Annotated in this window: 23 protein-coding genes, 5 tRNA genes and 1 pseudogene; 10 read left to right on the plus strand and 19 right to left on the minus strand. The window is 61.2% G+C overall.

Translation table 11 applies throughout. The features are described 5' to 3' along the window. Positions 1-7: 7 nt before the first annotated feature. Both pfkB and ptsP read right to left on the minus strand, forming a co-directional pair. Positions 8-928 carry a 1-phosphofructokinase gene (gene pfkB / locus BMX59_RS03230; RefSeq protein WP_092240670.1) on the minus strand — a complete coding sequence of 307 codons (921 nt, stop codon included), beginning with the start codon at positions 926-928 and terminating at the stop codon, positions 8-10. After that, entirely contained in the window at positions 929-3,787 is a 2,859-nt protein-coding gene (ptsP, locus tag BMX59_RS03235; protein WP_093119906.1) for a phosphoenolpyruvate--protein phosphotransferase, read from the minus strand. Positions 3,788-4,081: 294 nt separating this feature from the next. Between ptsP and cra the strand changes: the two genes are divergently transcribed. Both cra and BMX59_RS03245 read left to right on the plus strand, forming a co-directional pair. Continuing rightward, the gene (cra, locus tag BMX59_RS03240; RefSeq protein ID WP_071491092.1) at positions 4,082-5,077 is read left to right on the plus strand and encodes a catabolite repressor/activator; all 996 of its coding nucleotides are present in this window, start codon (positions 4,082-4,084) and stop codon (positions 5,075-5,077) included. Positions 5,078-5,079: 2 nt separating this feature from the next. Continuing rightward, positions 5,080-5,856, plus strand: a complete 777-nt coding sequence (locus BMX59_RS03245; RefSeq protein WP_093119908.1) for a TatD family hydrolase — start codon at positions 5,080-5,082, stop codon at positions 5,854-5,856. On the opposite strand, the gene BMX59_RS03250 is transcribed toward BMX59_RS03245, so the two are convergent. The 6 genes and pseudogenes from BMX59_RS03250 to BMX59_RS03270 all read right to left on the minus strand — a co-directional run bounded on the left by BMX59_RS03250 (position 5,803) and on the right by BMX59_RS03270 (position 12,192). Further along, positions 5,803-6,234, minus strand: coding sequence for a hypothetical protein (locus BMX59_RS03250; protein ID WP_092240664.1), 432 nt, complete (start codon positions 6,232-6,234; stop codon positions 5,803-5,805). The two genes, BMX59_RS03245 and BMX59_RS03250, sit on opposite strands and share 54 nt — an antisense overlap. 125 nt (positions 6,235-6,359) lie before the next feature. Further along, positions 6,360-7,289, minus strand: a complete 930-nt coding sequence (locus tag BMX59_RS31010; RefSeq protein WP_371914362.1) for a methyl-accepting chemotaxis protein — start codon at positions 7,287-7,289, stop codon at positions 6,360-6,362. Next, positions 7,266-8,357, minus strand: a pseudogene (locus BMX59_RS31015) (methyl-accepting chemotaxis protein); the annotation flags it as partial. The gene BMX59_RS31010 and the pseudogene BMX59_RS31015, both read right to left, overlap by 24 nt. 226 nt (positions 8,358-8,583) lie before the next feature. After that, complete coding sequence (gene ampE, locus BMX59_RS03260) at positions 8,584-9,420, minus strand: regulatory signaling modulator protein AmpE (protein WP_093119912.1); 837 nt, start codon at positions 9,418-9,420, stop codon at positions 8,584-8,586. Continuing rightward, positions 9,417-9,980 (minus strand): 1,6-anhydro-N-acetylmuramyl-L-alanine amidase AmpD, encoded by a 564-nt coding sequence (gene ampD, locus BMX59_RS03265; RefSeq protein ID WP_071491087.1) that lies wholly within the window; start codon positions 9,978-9,980, stop codon positions 9,417-9,419. Before ampD ends, ampE begins: the two co-directional genes overlap by 4 nt. A 61-nt stretch (positions 9,981-10,041) precedes the next feature. Beyond that, a complete protein-coding gene (locus BMX59_RS03270; protein ID WP_093119914.1) occupies positions 10,042-12,192 on the minus strand; it encodes a DUF1631 domain-containing protein in 2,151 nt (716 codons plus the stop codon). 190 nt (positions 12,193-12,382) lie between these two features. On the opposite strand from BMX59_RS03270, the gene nadC reads away from it, so the two are divergent. Next, on the plus strand, positions 12,383-13,231 hold the full coding sequence (gene nadC / locus BMX59_RS03275; protein ID WP_093119916.1) for a carboxylating nicotinate-nucleotide diphosphorylase: 849 nt from the start codon (positions 12,383-12,385) through the stop codon (positions 13,229-13,231). A 46-nt stretch (positions 13,232-13,277) separates the two neighbouring features. Here the strand turns inward: nadC and BMX59_RS03280 are convergent, their stop codons facing one another. The 4 genes from BMX59_RS03280 to BMX59_RS03295 form a co-directional block, all read right to left on the minus strand. Then, on the minus strand, positions 13,278-13,583 hold the full coding sequence (locus BMX59_RS03280; RefSeq protein ID WP_033903347.1) for a DUF6388 family protein: 306 nt from the start codon (positions 13,581-13,583) through the stop codon (positions 13,278-13,280). A gap of 144 nt (positions 13,584-13,727) precedes the next feature. Further along, positions 13,728-13,800: transfer RNA gene (locus BMX59_RS03285), tRNA-Thr, on the minus strand. A 48-nt stretch (positions 13,801-13,848) separates the two neighbouring features. After that, a complete protein-coding gene (locus tag BMX59_RS03290; RefSeq protein ID WP_093119918.1) occupies positions 13,849-15,249 on the minus strand; it encodes an O-antigen ligase family protein in 1,401 nt (466 codons plus the stop codon). Between the two features lie 35 nt (positions 15,250-15,284). After that, entirely contained in the window at positions 15,285-15,707 is a 423-nt protein-coding gene (locus tag BMX59_RS03295; RefSeq protein ID WP_093119920.1) for a pilin, read from the minus strand. 193 nt (positions 15,708-15,900) lie between these two features. Between BMX59_RS03295 and BMX59_RS03300 the strand changes: the two genes are divergently transcribed. Genes BMX59_RS03300 through yacG form a run of 4 tightly spaced genes read left to right on the plus strand, consistent with a single transcriptional unit; the run spans position 15,901 to position 18,789 of the window. After that, a complete protein-coding gene (locus BMX59_RS03300) occupies positions 15,901-17,109 on the plus strand; it encodes a type II secretion system F family protein (protein ID WP_093119922.1) in 1,209 nt (402 codons plus the stop codon). Beyond that, entirely contained in the window at positions 17,106-17,972 is an 867-nt protein-coding gene (locus tag BMX59_RS03305) for a prepilin peptidase (protein WP_093119924.1), read from the plus strand. The genes BMX59_RS03300 and BMX59_RS03305 overlap by 4 nt, the downstream gene beginning before the upstream one ends. Further along, positions 17,969-18,592 (plus strand): dephospho-CoA kinase, encoded by a 624-nt coding sequence (coaE, locus tag BMX59_RS03310; protein WP_071491080.1) that lies wholly within the window; start codon positions 17,969-17,971, stop codon positions 18,590-18,592. Before BMX59_RS03305 ends, coaE begins: the two co-directional genes overlap by 4 nt. Next, complete coding sequence (gene yacG, locus BMX59_RS03315) at positions 18,589-18,789, plus strand: DNA gyrase inhibitor YacG (RefSeq protein ID WP_003188437.1); 201 nt, start codon at positions 18,589-18,591, stop codon at positions 18,787-18,789. Before coaE ends, yacG begins: the two co-directional genes overlap by 4 nt. Here the strand turns inward: yacG and BMX59_RS03320 are convergent. Further along, a complete protein-coding gene (locus tag BMX59_RS03320) occupies positions 18,786-19,001 on the minus strand; it encodes a hypothetical protein (RefSeq protein ID WP_003171680.1) in 216 nt (71 codons plus the stop codon). The two genes, yacG and BMX59_RS03320, sit on opposite strands and share 4 nt — an antisense overlap. A 66-nt stretch (positions 19,002-19,067) precedes the next feature. Then, positions 19,068-19,757 (minus strand): energy-coupling factor ABC transporter permease, encoded by a 690-nt coding sequence (locus tag BMX59_RS03325; protein ID WP_093119926.1) that lies wholly within the window; start codon positions 19,755-19,757, stop codon positions 19,068-19,070. Between the two features lie 101 nt (positions 19,758-19,858). Between BMX59_RS03325 and BMX59_RS03330 the strand changes: the two genes are divergently transcribed. The 3 genes from BMX59_RS03330 to BMX59_RS03340 are packed head-to-tail and all read left to right on the plus strand — an operon-like array spanning position 19,859 to position 22,077. Continuing rightward, complete coding sequence (locus tag BMX59_RS03330; protein ID WP_010213242.1) at positions 19,859-20,488, plus strand: DUF1780 domain-containing protein; 630 nt, start codon at positions 19,859-19,861, stop codon at positions 20,486-20,488. A 56-nt stretch (positions 20,489-20,544) separates the two neighbouring features. After that, positions 20,545-20,718 (plus strand): DUF3094 family protein, encoded by a 174-nt coding sequence (locus BMX59_RS03335; RefSeq protein WP_046034083.1) that lies wholly within the window; start codon positions 20,545-20,547, stop codon positions 20,716-20,718. A gap of 60 nt (positions 20,719-20,778) precedes the next feature. Next, on the plus strand, positions 20,779-22,077 hold the full coding sequence (locus BMX59_RS03340) for an NAD(P)/FAD-dependent oxidoreductase (protein WP_093119928.1): 1,299 nt from the start codon (positions 20,779-20,781) through the stop codon (positions 22,075-22,077). Positions 22,078-22,270: 193 nt separating this feature from the next. On the opposite strand, the gene BMX59_RS03345 is transcribed toward BMX59_RS03340, so the two are convergent. The 5 genes from BMX59_RS03345 to clpB all read right to left on the minus strand — a co-directional run bounded on the left by BMX59_RS03345 (position 22,271) and on the right by clpB (position 25,550). Continuing rightward, positions 22,271-22,347: transfer RNA gene (locus BMX59_RS03345), tRNA-Pro, on the minus strand. A gap of 94 nt (positions 22,348-22,441) precedes the next feature. Continuing rightward, a tRNA-Lys gene (locus BMX59_RS03350) sits at positions 22,442-22,517 on the minus strand. A gap of 5 nt (positions 22,518-22,522) precedes the next feature. Further along, positions 22,523-22,599: transfer RNA gene (locus BMX59_RS03355), tRNA-Pro, on the minus strand. Positions 22,600-22,609: 10 nt separating this feature from the next. Continuing rightward, positions 22,610-22,685 (minus strand) — tRNA-Asn (locus BMX59_RS03360). A 300-nt stretch (positions 22,686-22,985) separates the two neighbouring features. Beyond that, positions 22,986-25,550: an ATP-dependent chaperone ClpB gene (gene clpB / locus BMX59_RS03365; RefSeq protein ID WP_092240645.1), complete on the minus strand. Its 2,565-nt coding sequence runs from the start codon at positions 25,548-25,550 to the stop codon at positions 22,986-22,988. Positions 25,551-25,587 lie beyond the last annotated feature (37 nt).

The raw sequence follows: 25,587 nt of genomic DNA on the forward strand, positions 1-25,587 counted from the left end.
AACCCTCTTATTGTTCTGTCAGCGTGCGCACGTGGACGCCGCTTTCGAGGCGCGCCAACTGCGCGTCATCGCTGATGCCAAAACCGATCTGCGTCACGGCCATGGCGGCAATTGCCGTGGCACGGCGCAAGGTCTGTTCCGGGGTATCGCCGCTGAGCAGGCCGTGCAGCATGCCGGCCAGCAGCGAGTCACCGGCGCCGACGGTACTGGCCACCGTCACCTTTGGCGGCGTGGCCTGCAACGCCGCGCCTGGGCGGTACCAAGTGACGCCGGCAGCGCCATCGGAAACCACCACATGTTCCACGCCTTGCCGATGCAGTTGGCTGATTGCATCCGGGGCATGCCCCAGGGCATCGGCCAGTTCTTCAGTGTTGGGCTTGACCATCCACGGACCCGCCTTCAAACCGGCGCGCAGTGCTTCGCCGCTGGTGTCCAGGGCGACTTTCAACCCGAGGTTTTTCAGTTGCTCCAACAGCCCCTGGAACCACTGCGGGCTGATGCCACGCGGCAGGCTGCCGGCCACCACCACCGCATCGAATTGCGCACCGATGTCGGCGATGCGCTTGAGCAGCGCGGCTTGCGCCGCGTCACTGACCACCGGCCCCGGCGCATTGATATCGGTGACCCGGCCGTCCTGTTCGGCAATCTTGATATTGCTGCGGGTTTCGCCCGGCACGCGAATGAACGCGTCACCAAACCCACGGCGGGCGATCAGTGCCTCGAAGGCCTGGGGGTTCGCCTCGCCGAGGAAACCGCCCACGCTCACCTGATGGCCCAAATCCGCCAGCACCTGCGCCACATTCACACCCTTGCCGGCGGCATGGGTCAGCAGGGTTTCGCTGCGGTTCACTTCACCCGGTTCCAGGTGCGCCAGGCGCACCGTCAGGTCCAACGCCGGGTTCAGCGTCAGGGTCAGAATCCTTGCCATCTACACGGCCTCCACTAGGGCACGCACTTCGGCGGGCGAACCCACCGCCAGTGCTTGTTGCGCCAGGCCCCGGGCCTCGCTCAGACTGAATTCACGCACCCGCGCCTTCACTTCCGGAATGCTGCGGGCCGACACGCTCAACTCATCCACACCCAGGCCGATCAGCACCGGCACCGCCAGCGGGTCCGCCGCCAGCTCGCCGCACACCCCCACCCATTTGCCATGGGCATGGGCGGCGCGCACGGTGATGTCGATCAGTTGCAGCACCGCCGGGTGCAGGCCATCGGCCTGGGCGGACAAGGTGGGGTGACCACGGTCGATGGCCAGGGTGTACTGGGTCAGGTCGTTGGTGCCGACGCTGAAGAAATCCACTTCCTTGGCCAACACTGGCGCGAGCAAGGCCGCCGAGGGCACTTCGATCATGATCCCCAGTTGCAGGTCCGCCACCGGGATTTCCAGGCGCAGGCGCTCGGTCATATCACGGGCGGCACGCCATTCGTCGACGCTGCCGACCATGGGGAACATGATGCGCAGCGGGCGGCTATCGGCGGACCGTAACAGCGCGCGCAATTGTGCTTCCATGATCTGCGGGCGTTGCAGGGTGAGACGGATGCCGCGCACGCCAAGGAAGGGGTTTTCTTCCTCGGCAATCGGCCAATACGGCAACGGTTTGTCGCCGCCCACATCGAGAGTACGCACCACCAGCGGGCGACCGCCAAGACCGTCGAGCACGCGGCGGTATTCGGCCTCCTGGGTGGCTTCGTCCGGCGCCTGCGGGTGGGCCATGAAAATCAGTTCGGTGCGCAGCAGGCCGATGCCTTCGGCGCCCTGTTCCACCGCGCCGGCAACCCCAGCGCTTTCGCCGATATTGGCGAACACTTCCACGGCATGGCCGTCGCGGGTCAGCGCCGGTTCATGGCGTTGCGCCGAAGCGGCTTGCAGGCGTTGTTCGCGGGTGTCGCGCTCGACCGTGGCGCGTTGCAGGGTGGCGGCGTCGGGGTCGACATGCAGGCGACCGCGCTGGCCATCCAGCAGCAAGGGGGTGCCGGAGGCCAGCAGCAACACCGCCGGGCCGGCGCCGACCAGCGCCGGGATACCGAGGGCACGGGCGACGATGGCGCTGTGGGCCGTCGCGCCGCCTCGGGCGGTGAGGATGCCGGCGACGCGCGCGGGATCAAGACGCGCCACGTCCGACGGACCGACCTCGTCCATCACCAGAATGTAGGGTTCGCTCGGCTCCTGGGCGGTTTCGACGCCGCACAGTTGCGCCAATACACGGCGGCCGATATCACGCAGGTCGGCGGCGCGCTCGGCGAGCAAGGCGTCCTGCAACGATTCCTGCTGCCGGGCGGCCGCTTCGATCACACTCATCCACGCGGCTTCGGCGCTCTCGCCTTGCTTGAGGCGGGTGTCGACTTCGTCGGTGAGTTCCGGGTCGTCGAGCATTTCCTGGTGGGTGATGAAAATCTCGCGGATCGCCTTGGAAGGGTTGCGTTCGATCAGGCCCTGGATGTCGCGGCGCACTTCGCCCAGGGCGCTGTGCAGGCGCTGGCGCTCAATAGCGGAGGACTCGCCGCGCAGGGGGTAATCGAACGTTTGCTGAACCTGGATATGCGCGGGGCCAATAGCGATGCCCGGTGCGGCGGCAATGGCCTGGACCTGGCTGCCGCTGGTCGGCGCACTGACAACCGGCTCGATATCCAGGGCTGCCGGTTGGGCGCTGACCGTCGGTAGCGGCTCGACCTCTTCACCGAGGCCTTCCTCCACAGCGGCGAGCAACGCGGGCAGCGCATCACCGGCAATCGTCGGCTCGGCGACAAACTCCAGCACCTGGCCACGCCGTGCGCCGAGGCTCAACAGCTTGCTCAGGCTTTTCACCGACACGGCGCCGACCGGGCCGTCAACGATGCGCACGCGGATGTCGCCGTCAAAACTTTTCGCCAACTGCGCGAGGATCTTCGCCGGGCGTGCATGCAGGCCATGGGCGTTGGCCAGGGTGACGCGGGCGCTGGGCCAGTCCGGAGGCAGTTCGCCGCCAAGCACTTCGAGCACGGCTCGGCTGCTGGTGGCGCGGCCCAGTTCCTGGCCGCGACCTTCGATGAGCAAGGCGCACAGGCGCTCCAACAGCGCTTGGTGGGCTTCACCGAGGCTGGCCAGACAGAACAGGCCATGGAGCGGCTGACCAAGGTAACGCATGGGCTTGTCCGGGGTGACAAACGCCAGGCCCGGGCGCTTGACGGTCTGTTCACTGTGCAACCACCACAGGCCATCGCCCAGGGGCAGCGCGTCAACCTGCTGCAACACGGCGGCGAAACCATTGCTCACACAATCGGCCTGGCGCAACAGGCGTGCGCCGCGCCAGACCAACTCTTCGAAGTCGTCGGCGGACACACCCAGGCTGATCATCTGTGCATCCAGCGCCAGTTCCTGCGGTGCGCCTTGCAGCAGTTTCAGCAGGACTTCGGCGCTTCCGGCACGGCGCAATGCCTGGCCCAGGTCGGTTTCACCAAGGGCACGGGTGAGCAGTTGCAACAGGCGCAGGTGTTCGTCGGATTTGGCGGCAATGCCAATGGCCAGGTACACGATCTGGCCGTCGCCCCAGTCCACCCCTTCGGGGAACTGCAGCAGGCGCACGCCGGTAGAGAACACCTGGTCGCGGGTTTCGGGGGTGCCGTGGGGGATGGCAATACCTTGGCCGAGAAAGGTCGAGCCCTGGGCTTCACGGGCCTGCAAGCCACTGAGATAACCCTCGGCGACCAGGCCATCAGCCACCAGTTTGTCAGCGAGCAGGTGCAAGGCAGCAGATTTATCCACAGCCACCTGGCCCATGGAAATCTGCTCTACAGTGAGCTCAAGCATGCCGTTCTCCTAGTTAGTGCGGTGACCGCACTAGGTATTGTTTTAAACAAACAGTGTAATGGGTGTGCATCAATAGCTGACTGAGCAGTCAGTTGGCAGTAGCTACTCAGTCGCGAACGTCGTAAAAATACGCTGGCTGAAACGTTTAATCTAGAATTTATGGCAGATTACGCGTTAATTGCGCATCCTTGAACAACCACTCGGCACTTGAGCTGAGACATTAGTCGAGTGCTGGAATCGGTTACGATTGGACAAAATGTCGGGGCAAGCTCCAGAAAACAAGGAAATCCCGGTTTGAAACTCAGTGATATCGCCCGTCTGGCCGGTGTGTCCGTGACCACCGCCAGCTACGTCATCAACGGCAAGGCCGAACAGCAACGCATCAGCAACGCCACCGTCGAACGGGTGCGGGCTGTCGTCGAAGCCCATGGCTTTACTCCTAACCCACAGGCCGCCGGGCTGCGCAGTCGGCACACGCGCACCCTGGGTTTCATCCTGCCCGATCTGGAAAACCCCAGTTACGCACGCATCGCCAAGCTCCTGGAGCAAGGCGCACGGGCGCGGGGCTATCAGTTGCTGATCGCCAGCTCCGACGATGACGCCGACAGCGAACGCCAGTTGCTGCAACTGTTCCGCGCGCGGCGTTGTGATGCGCTGTTCGTCGCCAGTTGCCTGCCGGCCAGCGATGACAGTTATCGCGAGCTGCAAGCCAAGGGGTTGCCGGTGATTGCCATCGACCGGGTGATGGGTGCGGATCAGTTCTGTTCGGTGGTCAGCGACGACCGCCAGGCGTGCCAGCAATTGACCAGCAGCCTGCTGCAACCGTTGCCCAAGCAGATCGTGCTGATCGGCGCACGACCCGAGCTGAGCATCAGCCAGGAACGTGCCGCTGGTTTCCGTGAAGCCCTTGCCGGGTTCACCGGCGAGGTGATCGTTGAACACGCAGAAGCCTTCAGTCGCGATTGCGGCCGACAGCTGATGGAGCAACTTCTCCAGCGACTGGGGCATTTGCCTGACGCGCTGGTAACCACGTCCTACGTGCTGCTGCAAGGCGTGTTCGACGCACTGCATGACTTCCCGCTCAAGTCGCGCCCGCTGCGCCTGGGAACCTTTGGTGATACCCAGTTGCTGGACTTCCTGCCGCTGCCGGTCAACGCCATGGCCCAGCAGCATCAACTGATCGCCGATACCGCCCTGCGCCTGGCCCTGGCGGCGATCGAAGAAGAACAGTATCAACCCGGCGTGCATGCCATCGGCCGGACGTTCAAGCAGCGTATTCACGAGGCTTGAGCGTGGAGCTGATCGACACCCATACGCACCTGGACTTCCCGGATTTCGACAGCGATCGCCGGGAAGTCCTCGCCCACAGCCGAGCGCTGGGCGTGCGGCGCATGGTGGTGTTGGGGGTGTATCAGCAGAATTGGCAAAGAGTGTGGGACCTGGTGCAAGCGGACGAAGGTTTGTTCGCCGCCTTTGGCCTGCACCCGGTGTACCTCGACGATCATCGCCCAACTGACCTGACGGCGTTGGGCGATTGGTTGATGCGCCTGCACGGCCATCGGCAACTGTGCGCCGTGGGGGAAATAGGCCTGGATTACTTCCTCGAACAACTGGACCGCGAACGCCAGCAAAGCCTGTTTGAAGCCCAACTCAAACTGGCCGTGGACGTCCAACTGCCGGCGTTGCTGCACGTGCGCCGCAGCCACGCCGCCGTGATCGCCACCCTCAAGCGCATCCGCCTGCCCCGCGGCGGCATCATCCATGCGTTTGCCGGCAGCCTCGAAGAGGCTCGCGAGTACATCAAGCTCGGCTTCAAATTGGGGTTGGGCGGCGCCCCCACCTGGCCCCAGGCCTTGCGCATGCACAAGGTGCTGGCGCAACTGCCGCTGGATGCGGTGGTGCTGGAAACCGACTCACCCGATATGGCGCCGGCCATGTTCCCGGGCCAACGCAACAGCCCCGAACACCTGCCGGCCATCTGCACCGCCCTGGCCGAGCGCATGGGCATCAGCCCGCTATCGTTGGCTGAGGCGAGCACACGCAATGCGTGCGAGCTGTTCAATTGGTAAGACTGGCGCGACCACTTGCAGATCCAACGTGATCCGCTGCCGGTAACGGGCATAGCGCAGCGCCAGGAAATGCACCAGCAGCACCAGCAGTGACACGTTGAACTGCCCGACTACCGTGATCAACCCCACCCATTCTGTGACCAGTGCCACGATCAGCACCATGCAGGTGAACACCGCCATGCTCGGCTGCACCAGCGCCCAATGCCCCAACAACTTGAACGCCCGCAATTGCCGAGGGCAACTCAACTGCAGGAACTGCTGGCAATACGGGCAATCGAAGGGCTCTTCGATGGCGATGGCATTCAACTGCCAAGGCTTGAGTTCAAACCTGATATCACAATGGGCGCAATGCCCTTTGATGCCGACCGCAATGGTCATCGCCGTGCTCCCTGAACTTGAATTTGTCTGAAACAAATTCTCACCCATTCACCCAGCCAGAAAAGACACCCACGGAAATCAGGACAAGCGCTACACCGGCAAGCAATACGCCCTACCTACATTTCCTACACTCGAAACGCACCGATCAATTGCTTCAACTCAATCACCTGCATCGATAGCTGCCGGCTCGCCGCTTCGGTCTGGTGTGCGCCCTGGGCCGCATGCTCGCCGGCGCGGTTGATTTCGACGATGTTCTGGTCAATGTCGTGGGCGACGGCGGTCTGTTGCTCCACGGCGGCGGCAATCTGCTGGTTCTGGTCGACGATCATACCCACGGCGCCAAGAATATTTTCCAATGCCTGCTGGACCTTTTCCGACTGCCCGACCGTGCCACTGGCCATGGAATGGCTGGTGCCCATGGTTTTCACGGCGGCTGCCACACCGCTGTGCAGGCGGCTGATCATCTGTTCGATTTCTTCGGTGGAATGCTGAGTGCGCCGGGCCAGGGTGCGCACCTCGTCGGCCACCACTGCAAAACCACGTCCCTGTTCACCGGCCCGCGCGGCTTCGATGGCTGCATTGAGTGCCAGCAGGTTGGTTTGCTCGGCAATGCTTTTGATCACCTCCAGTACGCTGCTGATGGACTGGCTGTCAGTGGCCAACTGGTTGATCACCCGTACCGACTCATCGATCTCCGAGGCCAGCCGCGCGATGCTGCCCTGCTGGGATTGCACCAGGCCACGGCCGCTGACGGTTTCATCATTGACACTGTGTGCACTGCTGACTGCCGCCGCCGCGCTGCGCGCGACTTCCTGGGCAGTGGACGACATCTGGTTCATGGCCGTTGCCACCTGCTCGATCTGGCTACGCTGCCCGGACACCGCCTGGTTGCTCTGAGCCGAGATCGTTTCCACCTGGCCGGCCTGGAGCTCGACCTGGCTGACGGTGTGCCCGACGCGCTCGATCAGGTCATGGATCTTCGCCACGGTGCCGTTGAACACCTGGCCCAGGTCGCCCAACTCATCGCGACTATGCGCAACAAAAGTGACGGTCATGTCGCCGGCCGCCACCTTGTCCATCATCGCCCCCAGGCGCCGCAGCGTGGTGCGGGTGGACGCGTAGAAACCGGCGTACAAATAGAAGATCAGCAAGAACACGGCGCTCAGGGCCGACACGAGCACCACCATGTGCGTGCGGTTTTGCGCCAGGCGTTGCTCCAACTGCTGTCCGAGGAACGCCAGGGTGGCGTCATCCAGCTGATAGGTCTGGGCCATCAACTGGCTGACGCCGTCGTAGAAGCCCTGCCAGGGTGCGTCGAGGGTTTCGGCCATCACCACCTGCTCTTCAAACAACTCGCTGCCATGCTTGAGGCTGGCGTTGCTGGCCGTGGCGAGGTTGTCGAGTGCCGCGTGGGCTGCGGTACTGGAGCCCAGGGCATCCTGCAACTTCAGGCCATATTCGGCCTGGAGTTTTTCCAGTTGCTGCAAAAGCTCGTCAAACCGTGTGCTTGACGAAGAATTGAGAAAACCCTGGCCCAGGGAATACGCGCCCATCGCCCGGCCTTCGCCCAGGGCCTGGGTGACCTGCGGGGTGACGCTGGTGATCAGCTCGCCGAGTTGGCGCAGGTCACTCTGGGCGTCTCGGCTGAGCCCGGATTGGCTGGCGACGATCTGGCTGAGCATCTGCGCCTTGTTGAGCAACTTGCCGATCAATGCACTTTTGCTCAGCAGCGACGTTTCCTGTTGCTGGGTCTTGAAGGCCGAAATCAACTCGTCGCGCTTGGCATTGAAAGCCGCAATCTGCTCGGGCTCGGTGGCCATAGCGTTGAGGCCCTGCAGGCGGTTGAGCACGCTTTGTTCCAGGGCGCTGATCTTGCCGTCAAGATCGCCGGCCTTGCCGGACTGGCCGAGGGTGGCGTTGATCTGTACCTGGTTGTTGAGGGTTTCCAGATCGCGGCGCAGGGCCAGGCTGCTGCCAAGTAAATCAAGGCTTTGCAGTTCGACGCGAGTGCCCTGGAATTCACGCCATGAGTCACGCACCAAGTAATAGTTGGTTGCCAGCATCGGTAGCAGGAACAACACGCTGATCAGGCTGAACTTCATGCCGAAGCTCAGGCGATTCATCAAGGCGACGGCGGGATAGAGCAAGCTCTTCACAGGTGAACTCCCTTTCTTTTATTTTTATTGAGGTGCAGGGCGGCAGTTAGCCAGCATCTGTATAGCTCAATTTGAGAGGGAGTTTTGTAACTTAAGGTTAATGGTTGGGGGGGGCTGCTTCGCAGCCCAACGCGGGGCAAGCCCGCTCGCCACAGGCGAGACTGCTCACTACGGCGAGCCGGCTTCTACAGGGTCAGGGTAGGACGGTCCAGATGGCGAAGCCGGCGTACCACAGCACCGCTGCGCGTAGCAGCAGCTCCCAGAGTCGGTCCAGGCTGTTGATGCCATCGGGACCGACCGCAGGGGGTGGGATTTCGGCGGCGACCAGGCCGACTTTTTCCACCAGTTGGGCGGCGCTGATGTCCCAGCTCAGCAGTTCATGGAGCATCACACGGCTGACCGCAACGAAATTTCCGACCAGGGCAAAGCTGGCGGCCAGCAGGCGTACCGGCAGCCAATCGAACGCGTGGCGCAGTTGCCCGGCCCGCTCGGCTACCAAAGGGTTTTTGCTGTGTTCACTGGCCAGTGCGAGCAGCCGATAAGCCAGTGCGGCAACCGGGCCCAGCAGGAAGTACCAGAAAATCACCGCGAAAAAACTCTGGTAGACCTGCCATAACAGATGACCCTGGACGCGTTCGAGCAATTGCTCGCCACTGTCGGCGCTCAGGCTCAGGTCACGTTCGGTCACATGCTCGGCGGCCTGCAGGTCACCCCGTCGCCAGGCATCGCGGAACGGACCAAGCCCGGCGAGCAGGTCACCACGACCCAGGCTGTAGATCACCACCAACAGGTGCACCGGTAGCGCCAGCAGCCCGTACGCCACCGGCTCCAGCACCAGCAGCAACAGCGCCAGCAAGGCCACCGGCAACAACACCAGCAACGCCAGAATCAGCCAGGGCTGCTTGCCCATGCGCGGGCTCGATTCCAGCTTGGCCAGTTCGCGCAACCAACCACCATCTCGCTGCAACCGCTGGCGCAGGGCCGAAAACTTCTCGATCCATACAGCCAGCACCAACACCAGGAAACTCATCGTGCGTGTCCTCCATCCTGCAGGGCGCTGCGAAAGCGCGTCCAATCAAAAGCGGGGCCGGGATCGGTCTTGCGTCCCGGAGCGATATCGCTGTGACCACAAATGCGCTCAGGGGTGATGCCTGGGTAAGCCACCAGCAACTGGCGGGTCAGGTCGATCAGTGCGGCATATTGAGCGTCGGTGAACGGCAGATCATCCGTGCCCTCCAGCTCTATCCCCAGGGAAAAATCATTGCAGGTGTCCCGCCCCTCGAAATACGACACCCCGGCGTGCCAGGCACGGTGGATGCAGGATACAAACTGCGTCACAGCGCCATCACGCTCAATCAGAAAATGCGCTGATACCCGTAGGTCGGCAATCCCTTCAAAGTAGGGATGTTCCGTGACATCCAGGCGGTTCTGGAAAAATTCCTGCACTTTGCCGGTGGCGAACTGCGCCGGTGGCAGGCTGATGTTATGCACCACCAACAGTGAGATTTCGCCGGCGGGGCGCTCGTTGAAGTTGGGCGACGGGCAATGACGGATGCCCTGGCACCAACCGCTGGTGGGGTCCAACTGCATACAGGTTCCTTGAACGATACAAAGTGTGACCAGTATGCCGCGTTAGACCCTCCGGTTGCGATCACTTGCCGCGATTGAGTTGACGCAGCTTGTCCACCACAGCAGTCAGGGCGCGCTCGAACAGGGGCCCGTCTTCCAGCGTGTGCAGTGCGCCACGCTTGAACGCCATTGCCAGTTGGCCGGCGCTCTTTTCCAACACCTTGAGCCCCGTGCGGCTGATGAACACATAAGTGTTGGCCGGCGCCATGATCGCTGTCAGCTTGCAGCGCAGCGTGCTGGCCTGGCCTTCCTGGAAGAGTACCCAGTCGCCCACCTTGAGTTGGAGAGCCTTGTACAGGTCAGGATCGTTACCCGGCAGCTCGGTGACCGGGTCGGGTGACGCCGTACTCAGCACAAATGGCTCACGCACCTCGATCAGCTCATCAACGCCTTCAGGTGCCTGGATATGCAACGCCTGCAAGCGCACAAAGAATTCTCGGGTGCTGAAGGGGTCAAACGCCGCGCTGGTCAAACCGTCGCGCAAGGCCTTGAGCAACCCCGGCAGTTGTTCCAGCAAACGTCGCCCGGCCTCGGTGTCCTGCTGCAGGCCGACGCTCCAGATCAACTCGTCCATGGTGCGCAGCCCAGCTTGCCATTGCACTGACTGCTCGCCGTGCTTGAGGCTCGCCAGCAGCAACACCTGGCTCCAGGCCTGTTGCAGGAACTGCACCACAGGACGCGGCAGGACCTTGCCCAACAGCCGTTTATTCAGCACATCAGCCACACGCTGGCGGGCGGCTTCAGTGCGCACACGCCCGGCTTCGGCATCGCGGGTGTGCTGTTCGAGCAAGTCGCTGCGCCGACGTTCCTCGGCGGCAAACGCGCTGAACTCGGCGAGCAATTGAGAAAAAATCGCCGGATCTTCGACAAATTCGTTGAGCAGGCGCTGCACCACTTGCTCGATGCGCAGGTAGAGAGGGTCGCATGCCTGGCTATCACACGGGCTGCAGCCCATGGCGACGGTCGCGACTTCATTGAGCAGGCGCCGCGCAGGATGGCTGGCGCGACTGAAAAAACTCTTGTCCAGCAACGCCACTTTCAGCAGAGGGATCTGCAAGCGGCCGATCAGGGCCTTGAAGGCATCGGGCACGGTACGATCATTGAGGATGAACTCAAACAGCAGCGCGACCAGATTGATCACGTCTTCGTCCGCGTCCTCCACCACCCGCGACTTACCACTCTTGACGCTGACACGGGTGAGTAATTGTTCAAGCTGGCTGCGCAGGTCGAAATCGTCCTCCGACTCAGGCTCCGGCACGTACTGCTGCAAATGGGAGAGCAGGCGCAGCAGGTCCTGGGTGGAAATGGGCAACGGCTCGGCGCTGGCCTCAAGCGTCGGCGCCACGCTGCCACGCACCGCCGTCAGCAACGGCTGAAGCGCGGCGAAGGCTTCCTGGCCATTTTCGTCACCGGACCGGTCGGCGACTGGCGAAGTTGCTTCGCGCGGATGCTCGGGTGCCGCACGCCCATCGATGCGCCGTGACGGTACGGCCTTGAGTTCAGGCAAGACGCCGGTTGCGACCAGCAGTTGATTGGCTTCACCGTATAGCTGGTCGGCGTCACTGAGCACGTATTTTTCAAAGAGCTTGAGCATGACCAGTTTGACGCGGATCTCCACGCCCAGGCTGCGCCCCGCCCGCAGGAAAAACTCACACAGCAGCGCCGGCCCCAGCGGGTTCTCACGATCATCCAGACGGTTGCCCAGTAAAGCGCTCAAGCGTGCCGTAAGTTGCCCAAGAGCCAGGCCGTCACGGTGGCGCACCCGACCCAACATGGCTTCAAGCGCCACGGCTTTTTCCAGGTCGTCCCTGGTCGAACCCGGCACGCCGTCGTAGGAAACCACCGGCACCAGTTGCAGCTCGCCCCGCCCTGCCTGGCCCAGACTGGCAAAGGCGTCGAAAAGACGCTCCATGAACACACGTTCGAAATTCTTACGCTTGAGGCGCAGATCACGCATGGCTTCAAAGAAAATATGGTGATCGAGGTTGTTGCGCGCCTTGTCGGCCATTTCGAACAGTGTGTCGTCGGCGTTATCGAACAGCTCCTGCAACCCTTGCTGCAACTGTTGCGCCGCTTTGTCGCGAACCTGCAGCAACACCACCGGCAGTCGGGCGAGCGGCGATGGCGTGGCATGCGCCTTCTTGATTGGCACCACCTTTCCGTCATTGTGCATCCTGGCCTCCTGAAACGGCGGTATTGGGCGAGACGTCAAAGCTATGACGCCAATTGCAAGGCGCGAGATTATCTTGCAAACAAGGGGGTTTGCGCCAGCACACTCTGTCATTTGGCGGTAAATGAGCAGGTCGCTGGGTTCAGACGCGCACTGCCCCTATAATCGGGGCACTTTGTCTGTGGAGCCTGTTATGCCGAACCTCCGTCTTGCCGACCTCACCGCCGAAATCGAAGCCAACGTGCGCCGCGCACTGCTGGAAGACATCGGCAGCGGCGACATCACTGCGCAGTTGATCCCGGCCGAACGGCTGGCCACGGCCACCATCATCACCCGCGATGCCGCAGTGATCGCCGGCACCGCCTGGGTGGATGCGGTGTTCCGCCAGTTGGACCCACGGGTAGCCGTGCATTGGCAGGTGGCCGATGGCGAACGCGTCAGCCCCAACCAGGTGCTGTTCCACCTTGAAGGCCCGGCGCGCTCGCTGCTCAGCGGCGAACGCTGCGCACTGAATTTCCTGCAACTGCTGTCCGGCGTCGCCACGCGTGCCCAATTTCTGGCGGACTTTGTTTCCAGCACCCAGGTCAAGCTGCTGGATACCCGCAAAACCCTGCCGGGCCTGCGCCTGGCGCAGAAGTACGCAGTGACTTGCGGCGGCTGCCACAACCACCGCATTGGTTTGTATGACGCTTTTTTGATCAAGGAAAACCATATCGCGGCCAGCGGCGGCATTGCCCAGGCGATTGCGGCCGCACACCGGATCGCACCCGGCAAGCCGGTGGAAATCGAAGTGGAAAGCCTGGATGAACTGCGCGAAGCCCTGGCCGCAGGTGCGGACATCGTCATGCTGGATGAATTGAGCCTGGAAGACATGCGTGAAGCCGTGCGCCTGAACGGCGGCCAGGCCAAGCTGGAAGCCAGCGGCGGGATCAATGAAGACACCCTGTTGCCCATCGCGGAGACAGGGGTGGACTACATCTCGATTGGCGCGATGACCAAGGATGTGAAGGCGGTGGATTTGTCGATGCGCCTGAGTATCTAGACCGTTGCAAGCGGTAGTGAGCGGGGGCAGCCCGCTCACTCACACTTCAGACTACAAGGTCATTCATCTCGCAGTACTCTTCCCATTCGACACCCAGCACTTCGGCCGCCTCTTTGTGCAAGGCCAGTCGTGCCGCTTCGAATTCTTCCGGTGTCGAGGTGTACTTGAGTGTCAGCTCCCAAGGCTGATAGCCCTGGCTCTCGGCTTCATCCTCGAATGCCCACTGGATCTGGTCGCGCTGATCATCGGCGCTCAGGTCCTTGATCTCTTCTTTAAGCTGCGGCGATTCCTCGAGGTATTTTTCGAGGGCTGCTTGATGCCGAACTTCCTGGGTCATTTCAGTCGTGGTCATGTTGTTCTCTTAGATCGAGGAATGGGGATGCATCTGGGTCATCAAGGTTGCGCAGATACAAAAGAGCAGGCTCAAATGCCGGCTCGTCTGGCCTTCAGAACCATTCTGGGATCATCTGAAAACGGTGTTGCCATGGTGCCTTTTTGCCCGAGACAGGAATCGAACCTGCGACCTTCGCGTTACGAGTGCGCTGCTCTACCGACTGAGCTACACGGGCGGTGGGCTAAAGCTAGCACTGCATTGGGAGTCCGGCAACTTGCGGCCTTCAGCGCGCAATCACGCCCTGGGCCCAGAAACGGGGTTGCAGCAGGCCGACATGAGTGTCCAGGTACTGCTGCTGGGCTTGCTTGATGTGAGGCACATCGCGAGCTGCGATAAAAACCAGCAGACCGACAGCCAGCACACTCAGCACTTTCCAGGCTGCCCAGGCCAGTGGCAACGCGGCGGTTCCCGGGGTTTTCCACACATGCAACGCCATCAGCCAGCCCACCACCAGCGCCAGCCAGACCTGGGAATTGGGCATCACCATCACGCCGTCGACCATGGACTGCACCAACGCCCCTACCAAGGCCGCAAACAGGCATAGCCGCAACAGATCAGCACGAGTGTTGGAAAGCGCTCGTTCACGCAACACACCGAACGTCGCCCAGCCGCCTCGCCACGCCAGAGCCACCACGCACAAGGCCGATGGCACCCCCCATTCACTCGCCCATTGCAGGATGGCCTGGTGCGGATGAGCGGCGATTTCATTGGCAATATCGGCAAAATGCATCGGTCCGAAGCCCAACCATGGACACTCCACGATCATATGCCAAGCCTGCCACCAGATCGGACCGCGGCCCGACAGGGAGGTGGTGAGGCGGTCACTGGCGCTCTTGGAGACCTCGACCCCCAGGTAATCCGCCACTACCGTAAACACCAGCCAGTACAGCAGCAGCCCGCCAAACATCGCGGCCAGTTGCCAACCCAGCCATCGTCGCCCCGAGGCGCCAAGTACCGCCAGCACACCCCCGGCCACACACATGCCAAGCCAGGTACCGCGCGTACCACCGGCGATCGCAATCATCCACCACACGCACAGCAACGCGAACACCGCCCCCTTGAGCGGACGCGAGATCACAGGGATCAACAAAGGAAGCACCAACAGCGACAGCGTGAACGTCTGAAACTGGCCGTAGAAGCGCTTGTTGGAAAAACCGGACAGCAGCAGGTCAGGGTCCAGCGTACGTTCAGCGCTGATAAACACGAGTGTGCCTGCATACAGGTATTGAATCGACTTGATCAAACACAGCAGCACCACCACCATGACCAAGGCGCGATCCAAAGGCTCACCACCCTGGCGACGCAGCAAGGCAAACGCCACGGCAATCGACCCGCAACTGACAAACAGCGCCATTTCGGCAAGTGCCCAGAGCGGCTGATGGGCCAGCATGGATGACACCAGGCCAAGCACGATAATCAGTATCAGGCCCAGGGCGGTTGGCCTGTCCAACAACTGGCCGACAGGGACGATGGACAACCCATACATCACCGCACACGCCCCTATGGCAATCTGCATAGCCCGCTGCAAATCATGCCCACTGAAGGGTGCACATATTCCGACCACCAGCAGGCAAACCACTGTCACCAGGAAAACACTGCCACGCTGCTGTATAGATAAAGCCATCGGCCGCCTCAACTTCCCTGTGGATGGTTCGGCAACTATGCCCCGTCGGCGCCGCAGCCCTTGGCAACATATTTCGCATCAGCGGTGGTGCTGCATTTCCAACCGGTGGTGGCGTTGCGCGTCAGGCTGATGGTCTTGCCCAACACCGGCGCAGGGGCGTCGAGTATTTCGCAACTGATGGTGCCCGCGCCGGTAGCCACATCCCCTGTCACGTTGATCGTGCAATTGGCGGTGGGGCTAGTGCCGCCGATCAATGCCAAGGTCGGCACTGTGCCCTGGTTGAGGGTGTCTTCATACCCGGGCTTCAACGCGGTGATTTCAGCCAGCCCTGCAGTGAACTTGGCCTTGGCCTGGTGCGTGGTGTACATGGGCAGGCCAATGGTGGCCAAAATGCCGATGATTGCAACGACAATCAGCAGCTCGATCAGGGTAAAACCTTTTTGACGTCTCACATTCACTCTCCAGGATAGAACTCATGACAAGGCGCTTCCTGCGCCCCGTGTTGTGCAGCGGCGCCAGTGTACTCATCCGCAGGCCGTCAATCGCGCACAGGACGCACATTCTGACATTTTATCCGCCACCGCCCGCCTGTCCGAATCCGTCACCTGACTAAGCTATACATCTTCAACGACCTCTGTGCGGAACGGTGACATGGACAACGCTTCAACGATCTACGCTTGGGAAGGCATCAACCGCAAAGGGCGCAGGGTGTCCGGGCACAGCACCGGGCACAACCCTGCCCTGGTCAAGGCTCAGCTACGCCGACAAGGCATCAGCCCAGGGCTTGTACGCAAGCATTCTCCAGTTCTAGCGGGCCTCAAGCCATCTATCAAATCAGCGGATATCACCCTGCTCACGCGCCAATTGGCAACCTTGCTGAAGGCCGGGATTCCACTGCTGCAAGCCCTCGACATCATCAGCGAAGGCTTTGACAACGCTACGCTGCGTGAGCTGCTACAGGGGTTGCAACAGTCAATCGCCGCTGGCACCAGCCTTGCCGACGCGTTGCGCAAGCATCCGCGCTGTTTCGATGAGTTGTATTGCAACCTGGTGGCGGCCGGCGAACAGGCCGGTGCCCTTGAAACCTTGCTGGAGCGCGTAGCGATTCATAGGGAAAAGAGCGAGCAGTTAAAGGCCAGGATCAAAAAAGCCATGACCTATCCGATCACCGTGCTGATAGTCGCCAGCCTGGTCACCGGCGTGCTGCTGGTCCACGTAGTGCCGCAATTCCAAAGCCTGTTCGCCGGAGTCGACGGCAAACTGCCCGGCTTCACCTTGCAGGTGATCGCTTTGTCCGAGTTCATGCAGCGAGCCTGGTGGGGCGTGGCACTGGGCCTGCTTGCCGCGGGTTTTGGGTTGCGCCACGCCTACCATGCCTTACCGGCTTTCCAGCTGTGGCTGGATGCCGGTTTGTTGAAAGCACCCGTTGCAGGCAAACTGCTGAGAAAATCGGCCGTGGCCCGCTACGCCCGCACGCTGTCCACCACCTTCGCCGCCGGTGTTCCATTGGTGCAGGCGCTGGACTCGGTGGCCGGGGCCGCCGGTTCTGGGCCGTTCAGACAGGCAATCGAGCATATGCGACACGACGTATCCACTGGCATGCAACTGAATCAATCCATGGCCGTCAGCGGCCTGTTTCCCGGCATGGCCATCCAGATGACGGCCATCGGCGAAGAGTCGGGCACGCTTGACCGCATGCTGGAGAAGGTCGCCAACCATTACGAGGCCGATGTGGACACCCTGGTCGATCACCTCACTAGCCTGATGGAGCCTCTGATCATGGTGGTACTGGGGGGCATCGTCGGCGCGCTGGTGATTGCCATGTACCTGCCGGTATTCCAACTGGGGAGCGCATTTTGAGCCTGCTGCTGGGCGAGCATCCCTGGGCGTTTGTTGCGATAGCGTCGGTGCTGGGGCTGATCGTCGGCAGTTTTCTAAACGTGCTGGTGTGGCGCCTGCCGAAAATGCTCGAGCGGGAATGGCGCGCCCAGGCCCATGAAGTGCTGGGCTTGCCCGCAGAACCAGCCGGGCCGACCTACAACCTGATGCAGCCCAACTCCTGCTGCCCACACTGCAACCATCCCATACGCCCATGGGAAAATATCCCGCTGCTCAGCTACCTGTTCCTGCGCGGCCGCTGCGCGCATTGCCAAGGGGCGATCAGCATCCGCTACCCCCTCACGGAACTGGTGTGCAGCTTGATCTCGGCCTGGGTGGCCTGGCATTTCGGAGTTGGCTGGCAGGCAGGAATGGTGATGGTGCTGAGTTGGGGGTTGTTGGCGATGAGCCTGATCGACGCCGACCATCAACTGCTGCCGGATGTGCTGGTAATGCCGCTGCTGTGGCTGGGACTGATCGTCAACAGTTTCGGCCTGCTGACAACATTGGCCGACGCCCTGTGGGGCGCCGTGATTGGCTACATGAGCCTGTGGAGCGTGTTCTGGTTGTTCAAGCTGGCCACCGGCAAGGACGGCATGGGCCACGGCGACTTCAAGTTGCTGGCGGTGCTCGGCGCCTGGGGTGGCTGGCAGATCCTGCCGATGACGCTGTTGATGTCGTCACTGGTCGGGGTATTTGTCGGCTTGATCCTGATGCGCCTGCGCAACACCCTGGCATCGGCACCGATGCCTTTTGGACCGTATCTGGCGACTGCCGGCTGGATTGCATTGCTCTGGGGTGGTCAAATAAGCGACTTCTATTTGCAGTCTGTCGGTTTCAGATGACCACTCGCGTTGCAACACCCTGGATTCTAGGCCTTACCGGCGGCATCGGCAGCGGCAAAAGCGCGGCGGCCCAACACTTTATCGACCTGGGTATCGACTTGGTGGACGCCGATCACGCCGCCCGCTGGGTAGTAGAGCCTGGTCGGCCGGCATTGGAGCGCATCGCCGAGCACTTTGGTGCTGGCGTACTTCAGCCAGACGGCCAACTGGACCGCGCCGCATTACGCAAGCTGATCTTTGAAGTACCCGAAGAGCGGCGCTGGCTCGAAGCCTTGCTGCACCCGTTGATTGGCGAGGAGATCCGCAGCCACCTGGCACGCGCAAAATCGCCTTACGCGATACTGGTGTCGCCGCTGCTGATCGAATCCGGCCAGTACAGCATGACCCAGCGCATCCTGGTGATCGACGTGCCGCAATCGCTGCAGATTCAGCGTACCCTGCAGCGCGACGGCATCAACGAGCAACAGGTGCAGGCGATCCTCAAGGCCCAATCCAGCCGCGAAGACCGCCTGAAACATGCCGATGATGTACTGGTCAATGACCAGGACCTTGCCTGGCTGCACAGCGAGGTCGAGCGACTGCACCACTTTTACCTTACTTTGCGTGGAGGCCGATCATGAGCCAACCCTTGACCGTCGACTGCCCGACCTGCGGCGCACCCGTGGAATGGAAAGCGACCAACCTCAACCGGCCGTTCTGCTCGGACCGCTGCAAACTCATCGACCTGGGCGCCTGGGCCGCTGAAGAACACAAGATTCCCGTAGCCCCGGATGCCGAAGACGAGCTGTTTTCCGAAGACCTGCCGCCGCGCCACTAAGGGCGCATGAAGGCGTATTCCTGCTGGTCGTCGAGGTTCTCTGCAAGGTATTGCAGCTCGTCGGCCAGGTCTTCGAAACTGCGCACCCCCTTGCTCTGCTGCACCACTGCGCTGAGCATGGCGCGCAAGGTCAGGCCTGGGTCAAAACCGATTTCCTGTGCCGCATCCTGGCTTCTGCGCAACTCCTGCCGAGCCCATTCGTACACACTCATGATCCGCGCTCCTGGAAAAATTTCGCAGAGCATGGGCCTGCTCGGCGGCGCGGGATTTGATCCAGGTCAACGCTGCGAATCGTCGTCCTTCCAGGGCGCCGAGAGGTAGCGCGTGCGGTTGAAGGTCTCCAGCCATTCGGGGCAAAACACCACCAGGGCACTGATGACCATGCCGTTGATAAAGGCCTCGGGGAAGATGATCAACCACAGGTAGCCGACGAAATCCTCCAGCCATTCCGGCATGGCGAAACGCCCGTCGAACCACAACAGCCCCAGCCCACACAGCAGGCACAAGAGCGCCGACAGGGCTGCCGCGAAAAAACCGGAACAGAAGATATACACGAAGGGATTGCGCGGTTGGGCACGCTCGACCAGCAGCGCGCAGGTTTCAGTGACCAGCACCGGTAACCCGATAAGCAACAGGCCATTGACGCCCAGGGCAGCGAGATCCTGGCGCCCCAACAGCATCAAGCCCAACTGGGCGGCAAAACCGCCGACGATTGCCAGGGGCCAGTCCAGCAACAAGGTCACGGCCGTCATACCGATGAAGTGGTAAGACACGCCGGTATCAAAATCCCGCCGCACCAGCCACAGCATGAACAACGCGAACACCGTGCCGAACAGCAAATGCTGGCGGCGCCGGTCGGCGAACAACTCGACCCACGGCGAACGCAGGATCGCCCACAGTACCACCGGCGCGTACAGGAGCGAGCCGATGCTCATGGTTGTCGGCGCCAACATGGCGGCACTGATCACGGCGATACTCCCCGGGTCGAATAGAGTCGGATGATCAGTCTACACCGACGTTTCACAGGGGTACTTCCTGCGGTCATCGTTTGGGCGCTAAGCTACTAGCTATGGATGACTCAGATTACTTGCGCCTGCTCACCGTAGCGGCCGAACAAGCCAACGCGTTCTTGTCCAATGCCCGCAAATGGGAGCGTGAGCGTTGGGTCTGCCAGCGCCTGCTGCAAGGCTTGAACGTGCCCTACCGTGCCGAAGAATTCCACGCCGCCGGGCAAGAGCCGCCGGACGTGCTGTTTCGCGACGCCAGCTTCGAGGTGTTTTTCGTGCTGGACGAGGGTCGCCGCCTGAATGACGAATGGCGCGATGAACTGCTGCGTCGGCGCAGTGCGTTTTCCCTGAGCCAACTGGTACGGCGCGAAGCCAAGCCGAGGCGCATCCCGGCCCACGAGTTTCTGCTGCGCCTGGCGCCCACGCTGCGCAAGAAGGCGCATAACTATAAAGAGCGCGGAATGGACCTGGGCGAACTGGATATCGTCGCTTTCACCAGCCTCAAGCGCGAAGTGCTCGACCTCAACAGCCATTTTCCGCCGCCCACGGAATACCTGCGCCAGGGCTGGCGCTCGCTGTCGCTGGTGGGGCCGACCTTTGCACGGGTGCTGTTCGCTCACCCCGACGCACCGGATTTCTTGCGCAACAACCTGGGCCGCAGCATAGTGTTCGACGTAGGTATCAGCCTCTGAGCCCACCCGGACTGTAACGTGGCGCCCTTTTGCAACGTCTACCTGACGAGGCCTTTATGACCAGCCGCCTGAACCCCGATGACCAACAGCATGTCGAAGAGTACCTGCAACTCTCCCAGAACCGAGTCGAGCGCAAGCCTTTCCGGCCGTGGCTGCTCCTCGGCGTGGTGCTTGCCGTGGTAATCGGCCTCGGCTTGCTGAGTCGCCTTTTGAGTTACCTGACGCTATGAGCTGCCTGGCGCTCGCGGGGGTAACTGCTCCGATTTCTTTTAGCCTTGCGAGATATCCCCATGACCCATCGTATTATTATCGTCGGCGGCGGCGCCGGCGGCCTGGAGTTGGCTACCCGCCTGGGTAAGACCCTGGGCAAGCGCGGCACCGCCAACATCACACTGGTGGACGCCAACCTGACCCATATCTGGAAGCCACTGCTGCACGAAGTGGCGGCCGGCTCGCTGAACTCTTCGGAAGACGAACTCAATTATGTCGCCCAGGCCAAATGGAACCACTTCGAGTTCCAACTGGGGCGCATGAGCGGGCTTGATCGTGAACAGAAGAAGATCCAGCTGGCCGCCACCCTCGACGAAGAAGGCCGTGAACTGGTGCCCGCGCGCGTGCTGGGCTATGACAGCCTGGTGATTGCGGTCGGCAGCACCACCAACGACTTCGGCACCGAAGGTGCGGCGCAGCACTGCCTGTTCCTCGACACCCGCAAGCAGGCCGAACGTTTCCACCAGCAGTTGCTCAACCACTACCTGCGCGCCCATGCCGGGCAGACTGACGTGGTAGAAAAAATCAGCGTCGCCATCGTCGGCGCCGGTGCCACCGGGGTCGAGCTGGCCGCCGAACTGCATAACGCCGCCCATGAGCTGGCGGCCTATGGCCTGGACCGTATCAAGCCGGAAAACATGCACATCACCCTAATCGAAGCCGGCCCACGAGTACTGCCGGCCCTGCCGGAGCGTATTGGCGGGCCTGTGCATAAAACCCTGGAGAAGCTTGGGGTGACGGTACTGACCAACTCGGCGGTCAGCGAAGTGACGGCCGATGCGCTGATCACCAGCAGTGGCCAAGTGATCCCGGCCAGCCTCAAGGTATGGGCTGCCGGCATTCGCGCGCCGGGTTTCCTCAAGGACATCGATGGCCTGGAAACCAACCGCATCAATCAATTGCAGGTTTTGCCAACGCTGCAAACCACCCGCGACGAGAACATCTTCGCCTTCGGCGACTGCGCCGCCTGCCCGCAACCGGGCACCGACCGCAACGTGCCGCCACGGGCTCAGGCGGCTCACCAGCAGGCCTCGTTGCTGGCCAGGTCGCTGAAGCTGCGTATCGAGGGCAAGGACCTGCCTTCCTACAAATATACCGACTACGGCTCGTTGATCTCGCTGTCGCGGTTCTCGGCGGTCGGTAACTTGATGGGCAACCTCACCGGCAGCGTGATGCTGGAAGGCTGGCTGGCGCGGATGTTCTATGTGTCGCTGTATCGCATGCACCAGATGGCGCTGTATGGGTTCTTCCGTACGGCGATGCTGATGCTGGGGAGCAAGATTGGGCGTGGCACCGAGCCGCGACTCAAACTTCACTGACAACTCGGCCCCTGAGGGCACTCAATAAATGTGAGAGGGGGCTTGCCCCCGATTGCGGTGAAGCAGTCATTGATTTGTCGACTGACACACTGCCATCGGGGGCAAGCCCCCTCTCACATTTGATTTTCACCGGACTTGAGTTTTGCACGCACAAAAAAAATCCCCGTATCTTTCGATACGAGGATTTTTAATATGGTCGGGGTAAGGGGATTCGAACTCCTGACATCCTGCTCCCAAAGCAGGCGCGCTACCGGACTGCGCTATACCCCGGTAAAAAAAAGGCGACCTCTCAGTCGCCTTCTTCGATCAGTGCTTTTGGCCTCTGATCTTAAGATTCGATTCCAGCGCTAACTGGTCTCAAAAATGGTGGGTCGTGTGGGATTCGAACCTACGACCAATTGGTTAAAAGCCAACTGCTCTACCAACTGAGCTAACGACCCAAATATGGTCGGGGTAGGGGGATTCGAACTCCCGACATCCTGCTCCCAAAGCAGGCGCGCTACCGGACTGCGCTATACCCCGATATTGAAATTGGCTCCGTGACCAGGACTCGAACCTGGGACCCAATGATTAACAGTCATTTGCTCTACCGACTGAGCTATCACGGAACTACATATTTCAAAGTACTACGTTGCTGCTTACTACCTTCTCTTCGACTTGCCCGTATCGCTACGTTCATGTCTCTGAGGCGCGCTATTCTACAATCTTAAAAACCCCTGTCAACCCCTTAAATTGCTTTTAAGACAATGATTTGCGCTTGTTTCTGATTTCTTCTTGGGGAGAAGAAACCCGTGGGCTGACGTTGCTGCGGGGCGCACTTTACAAGCCTTTGCCTTACAGTTCAACGCCCTATCGAAAAAAAAGGCCCCGCAATGCGGGGCCTCCCATTTTTGCTTTGCCCTTTGGGCTTAGTGGAAGACGATCTCGTCGTTTTCCACGGTCGCCTCGACGCTGGTGCCCGGCATGAAGCTGCCCGATAGGATCAACTGGGCCAGCGGGTTCTCGATCCAGCGCTGGATCGCACGCTTCAAAGGCCGTGCGCCATACACCGGGTCGTAACCCACCGCGATCAGCTTGTCCAACGCCTCCTGGCTCAGGTCCAGGGACAGCTCGCGCTCTGCCAGACGGCCGCGCAGACGACCCAGCTGGATCTCGGTAATGCCCGCGATCTGATCCCGCGCCAGAGGCTCGAAGATCACCACTTCGTCGACCCGGTTGATGAATTCCGGGCGGAAGTGCGTAGTCAGCGCATCCATCACCGCCGCACGTTGCGCTTCACGATCACCCACCAGCTCCTGGATCTGCGCCGAGCCCAGGTTGGAGGTCATCACGATCACCGTATTACGGAAATCCACGGTACGCCCGTGACTGTCGGTCAGGCGGCCGTCTTCCAGCACTTGCAGCAGGATGTTGAACACATCCGGGTGCGCCTTCTCGACCTCATCCAGCAGGATCACCGAGTAAGGCTTACGCCGCACGGCTTCGGTCAGGTAACCGCCCTCCTCGTAGCCCACGTAGCCTGGTGGCGCACCGATCAAGCGAGCCACCGAGTGTTTCTCCATGAATTCGGACATATCAATCCGCACCATGGCCTCTTCGGTATCAAAGAGGAACTCGGCCAAGGCCTTGCACAGCTCGGTCTTACCCACGCCGGTCGGGCCGAGGAACATAAACGAGCCACTCGGACGGTTCGGGTCGGACAACCCGGCCCGCGAACGCCGTACCGCGTTGGACACCGCCACCACGGCCTCTTCCTGGCCGATCACGCGTTGGTGCAACAGGCTTTCCATCTTCAGCAGCTTGTCGCGCTCGCCTTCGAGCATTTTCGACACGGGAATCCCGGTCCACTTCGAGACGACTTCGGCAATTTCTTCCTCGGTCACCTTGCTGCGCAGCAGTTGGTTCTCAGGCTTGCCGTGCTGGTCGACCATCTGCAGGCTGCGCTCCAGGTCCGGGATCACCCCGTACTGCAACTCGGCCATGCGGTTCAGGTCACCTTTACGGCGTGCCGCTTCCAGTTCCTGGCGCGACTGCTCGATCTTTTGCTGGATCTGCGCAGAGCCCTGCACTTCGGCTTTTTCCGAGGTCCAGATTTCTTCCAGGTCCGAATACTCGCGTTCCAGGCGGACGATTTCTTCCTGGAGTTTTTCCAGGCGTTTCTTCGCCGCGTCGTCTTCTTCTTTCTTCAGGGCCTGGGACTCGACTTTCAGTTGAATCAGGCGTCGATCCAGGCGATCGAGCACTTCCGGCTTGGAGTCGATCTCCATGCGGATGCGGCTGGCCGCTTCGTCGATCAGGTCAATGGCCTTGTCGGGCAACTGACGGTCGGTGATATAGCGATGGCTCAACTTGGCCGCCGCAATAATCGCACCGTCGGTGATCGCCACCTTGTGGTGGACCTCATAACGCTCTTTCAGGCCACGCAGGATTGCGATGGTGTCTTCTTCGCTCGGCTCTTCCACCAGTACTTTCTGGAAACGACGCTCAAGGGCCGCGTCCTTTTCTATGTACTGGCGATATTCGTTGAGCGTGGTAGCACCGACGCAGTGCAACTCACCCCGCGCCAGGGCCGGCTTGAGCATGTTGCCGGCATCCATGGAGCCCTCGCCTTTACCGGCGCCGACCATGGTGTGCAGTTCGTCAATAAACAGAATGATCTGCCCTTCCTGCTTCGACAGCTCATTAAGCAGGGATTTCAGGCGCTCCTCGAACTCGCCACGGAACTTGGCACCGGCGATCAAAGACCCCATGTCCAGGGACAGCAGGCGCTTGCCTTTAAGGCCATCCGGCACTTCACCATTGATGATGCGCTGGGCCAAACCTTCGGCAATCGCGGTTTTACCCACGCCGGGCTCACCGATGAGCACCGGGTTGTTCTTGGTGCGACGCTGCAGGACCTGGATGGTGCGACGGATTTCATCGTCACGGCCGATCACCGGATCAAGCTTGCCCTCTTCGGCGCGCTTGGTCAGGTCGACGGTATATTTATCCAGGGCCTGGCGCGACTCCTCATGGTTGGGGTCGTTGACCGCATCACCGCCACGCAGGTTGTTGATAGCGTTTTCCAGGGCTTTCTTGCTCACACCCTGGCCCAGCAACAACTTGCCGAGCTTGCTGTTCTCGTCCATGGCGGCGAGCAGCACCAGTTCGCTGGAGATGAACTGGTCACCCTTCTGCTGGGCCAGACGGTCCGCCTGGTTGAGCAGGCGCGCCAGGTCCTGGGACATGTTCACGTCGCCAGTCGGGTTTTGGATTTTCGGCAGTTGGTCGAGCTCTTTGCTCAACTCCTTGCGCAGGCTGTTGACGTCAAAGCCCACCTGCATCAGCAAGGGCTTGATAGAACCACCTTGCTGTTCCAGGAGAGCCTGCATCAAGTGCGCAGGCTCGATGGCCGGGTGGTCGAGGCCCACCGCCAAGGATTGAGAGTCAGACAGTGCCAACTGCAATTTGCTGGTTAAACGATCAATACGCATTAGTCACCTTCCTTTTGAGCAGGCCGGATCTATGAAA

Source organism: Pseudomonas sp. NFR09, from assembly GCF_900111535.1.
In the GTDB taxonomy this organism is placed as follows: Bacteria; Pseudomonadota; Gammaproteobacteria; order Pseudomonadales; family Pseudomonadaceae; genus Aquipseudomonas; species Aquipseudomonas extremorientalis.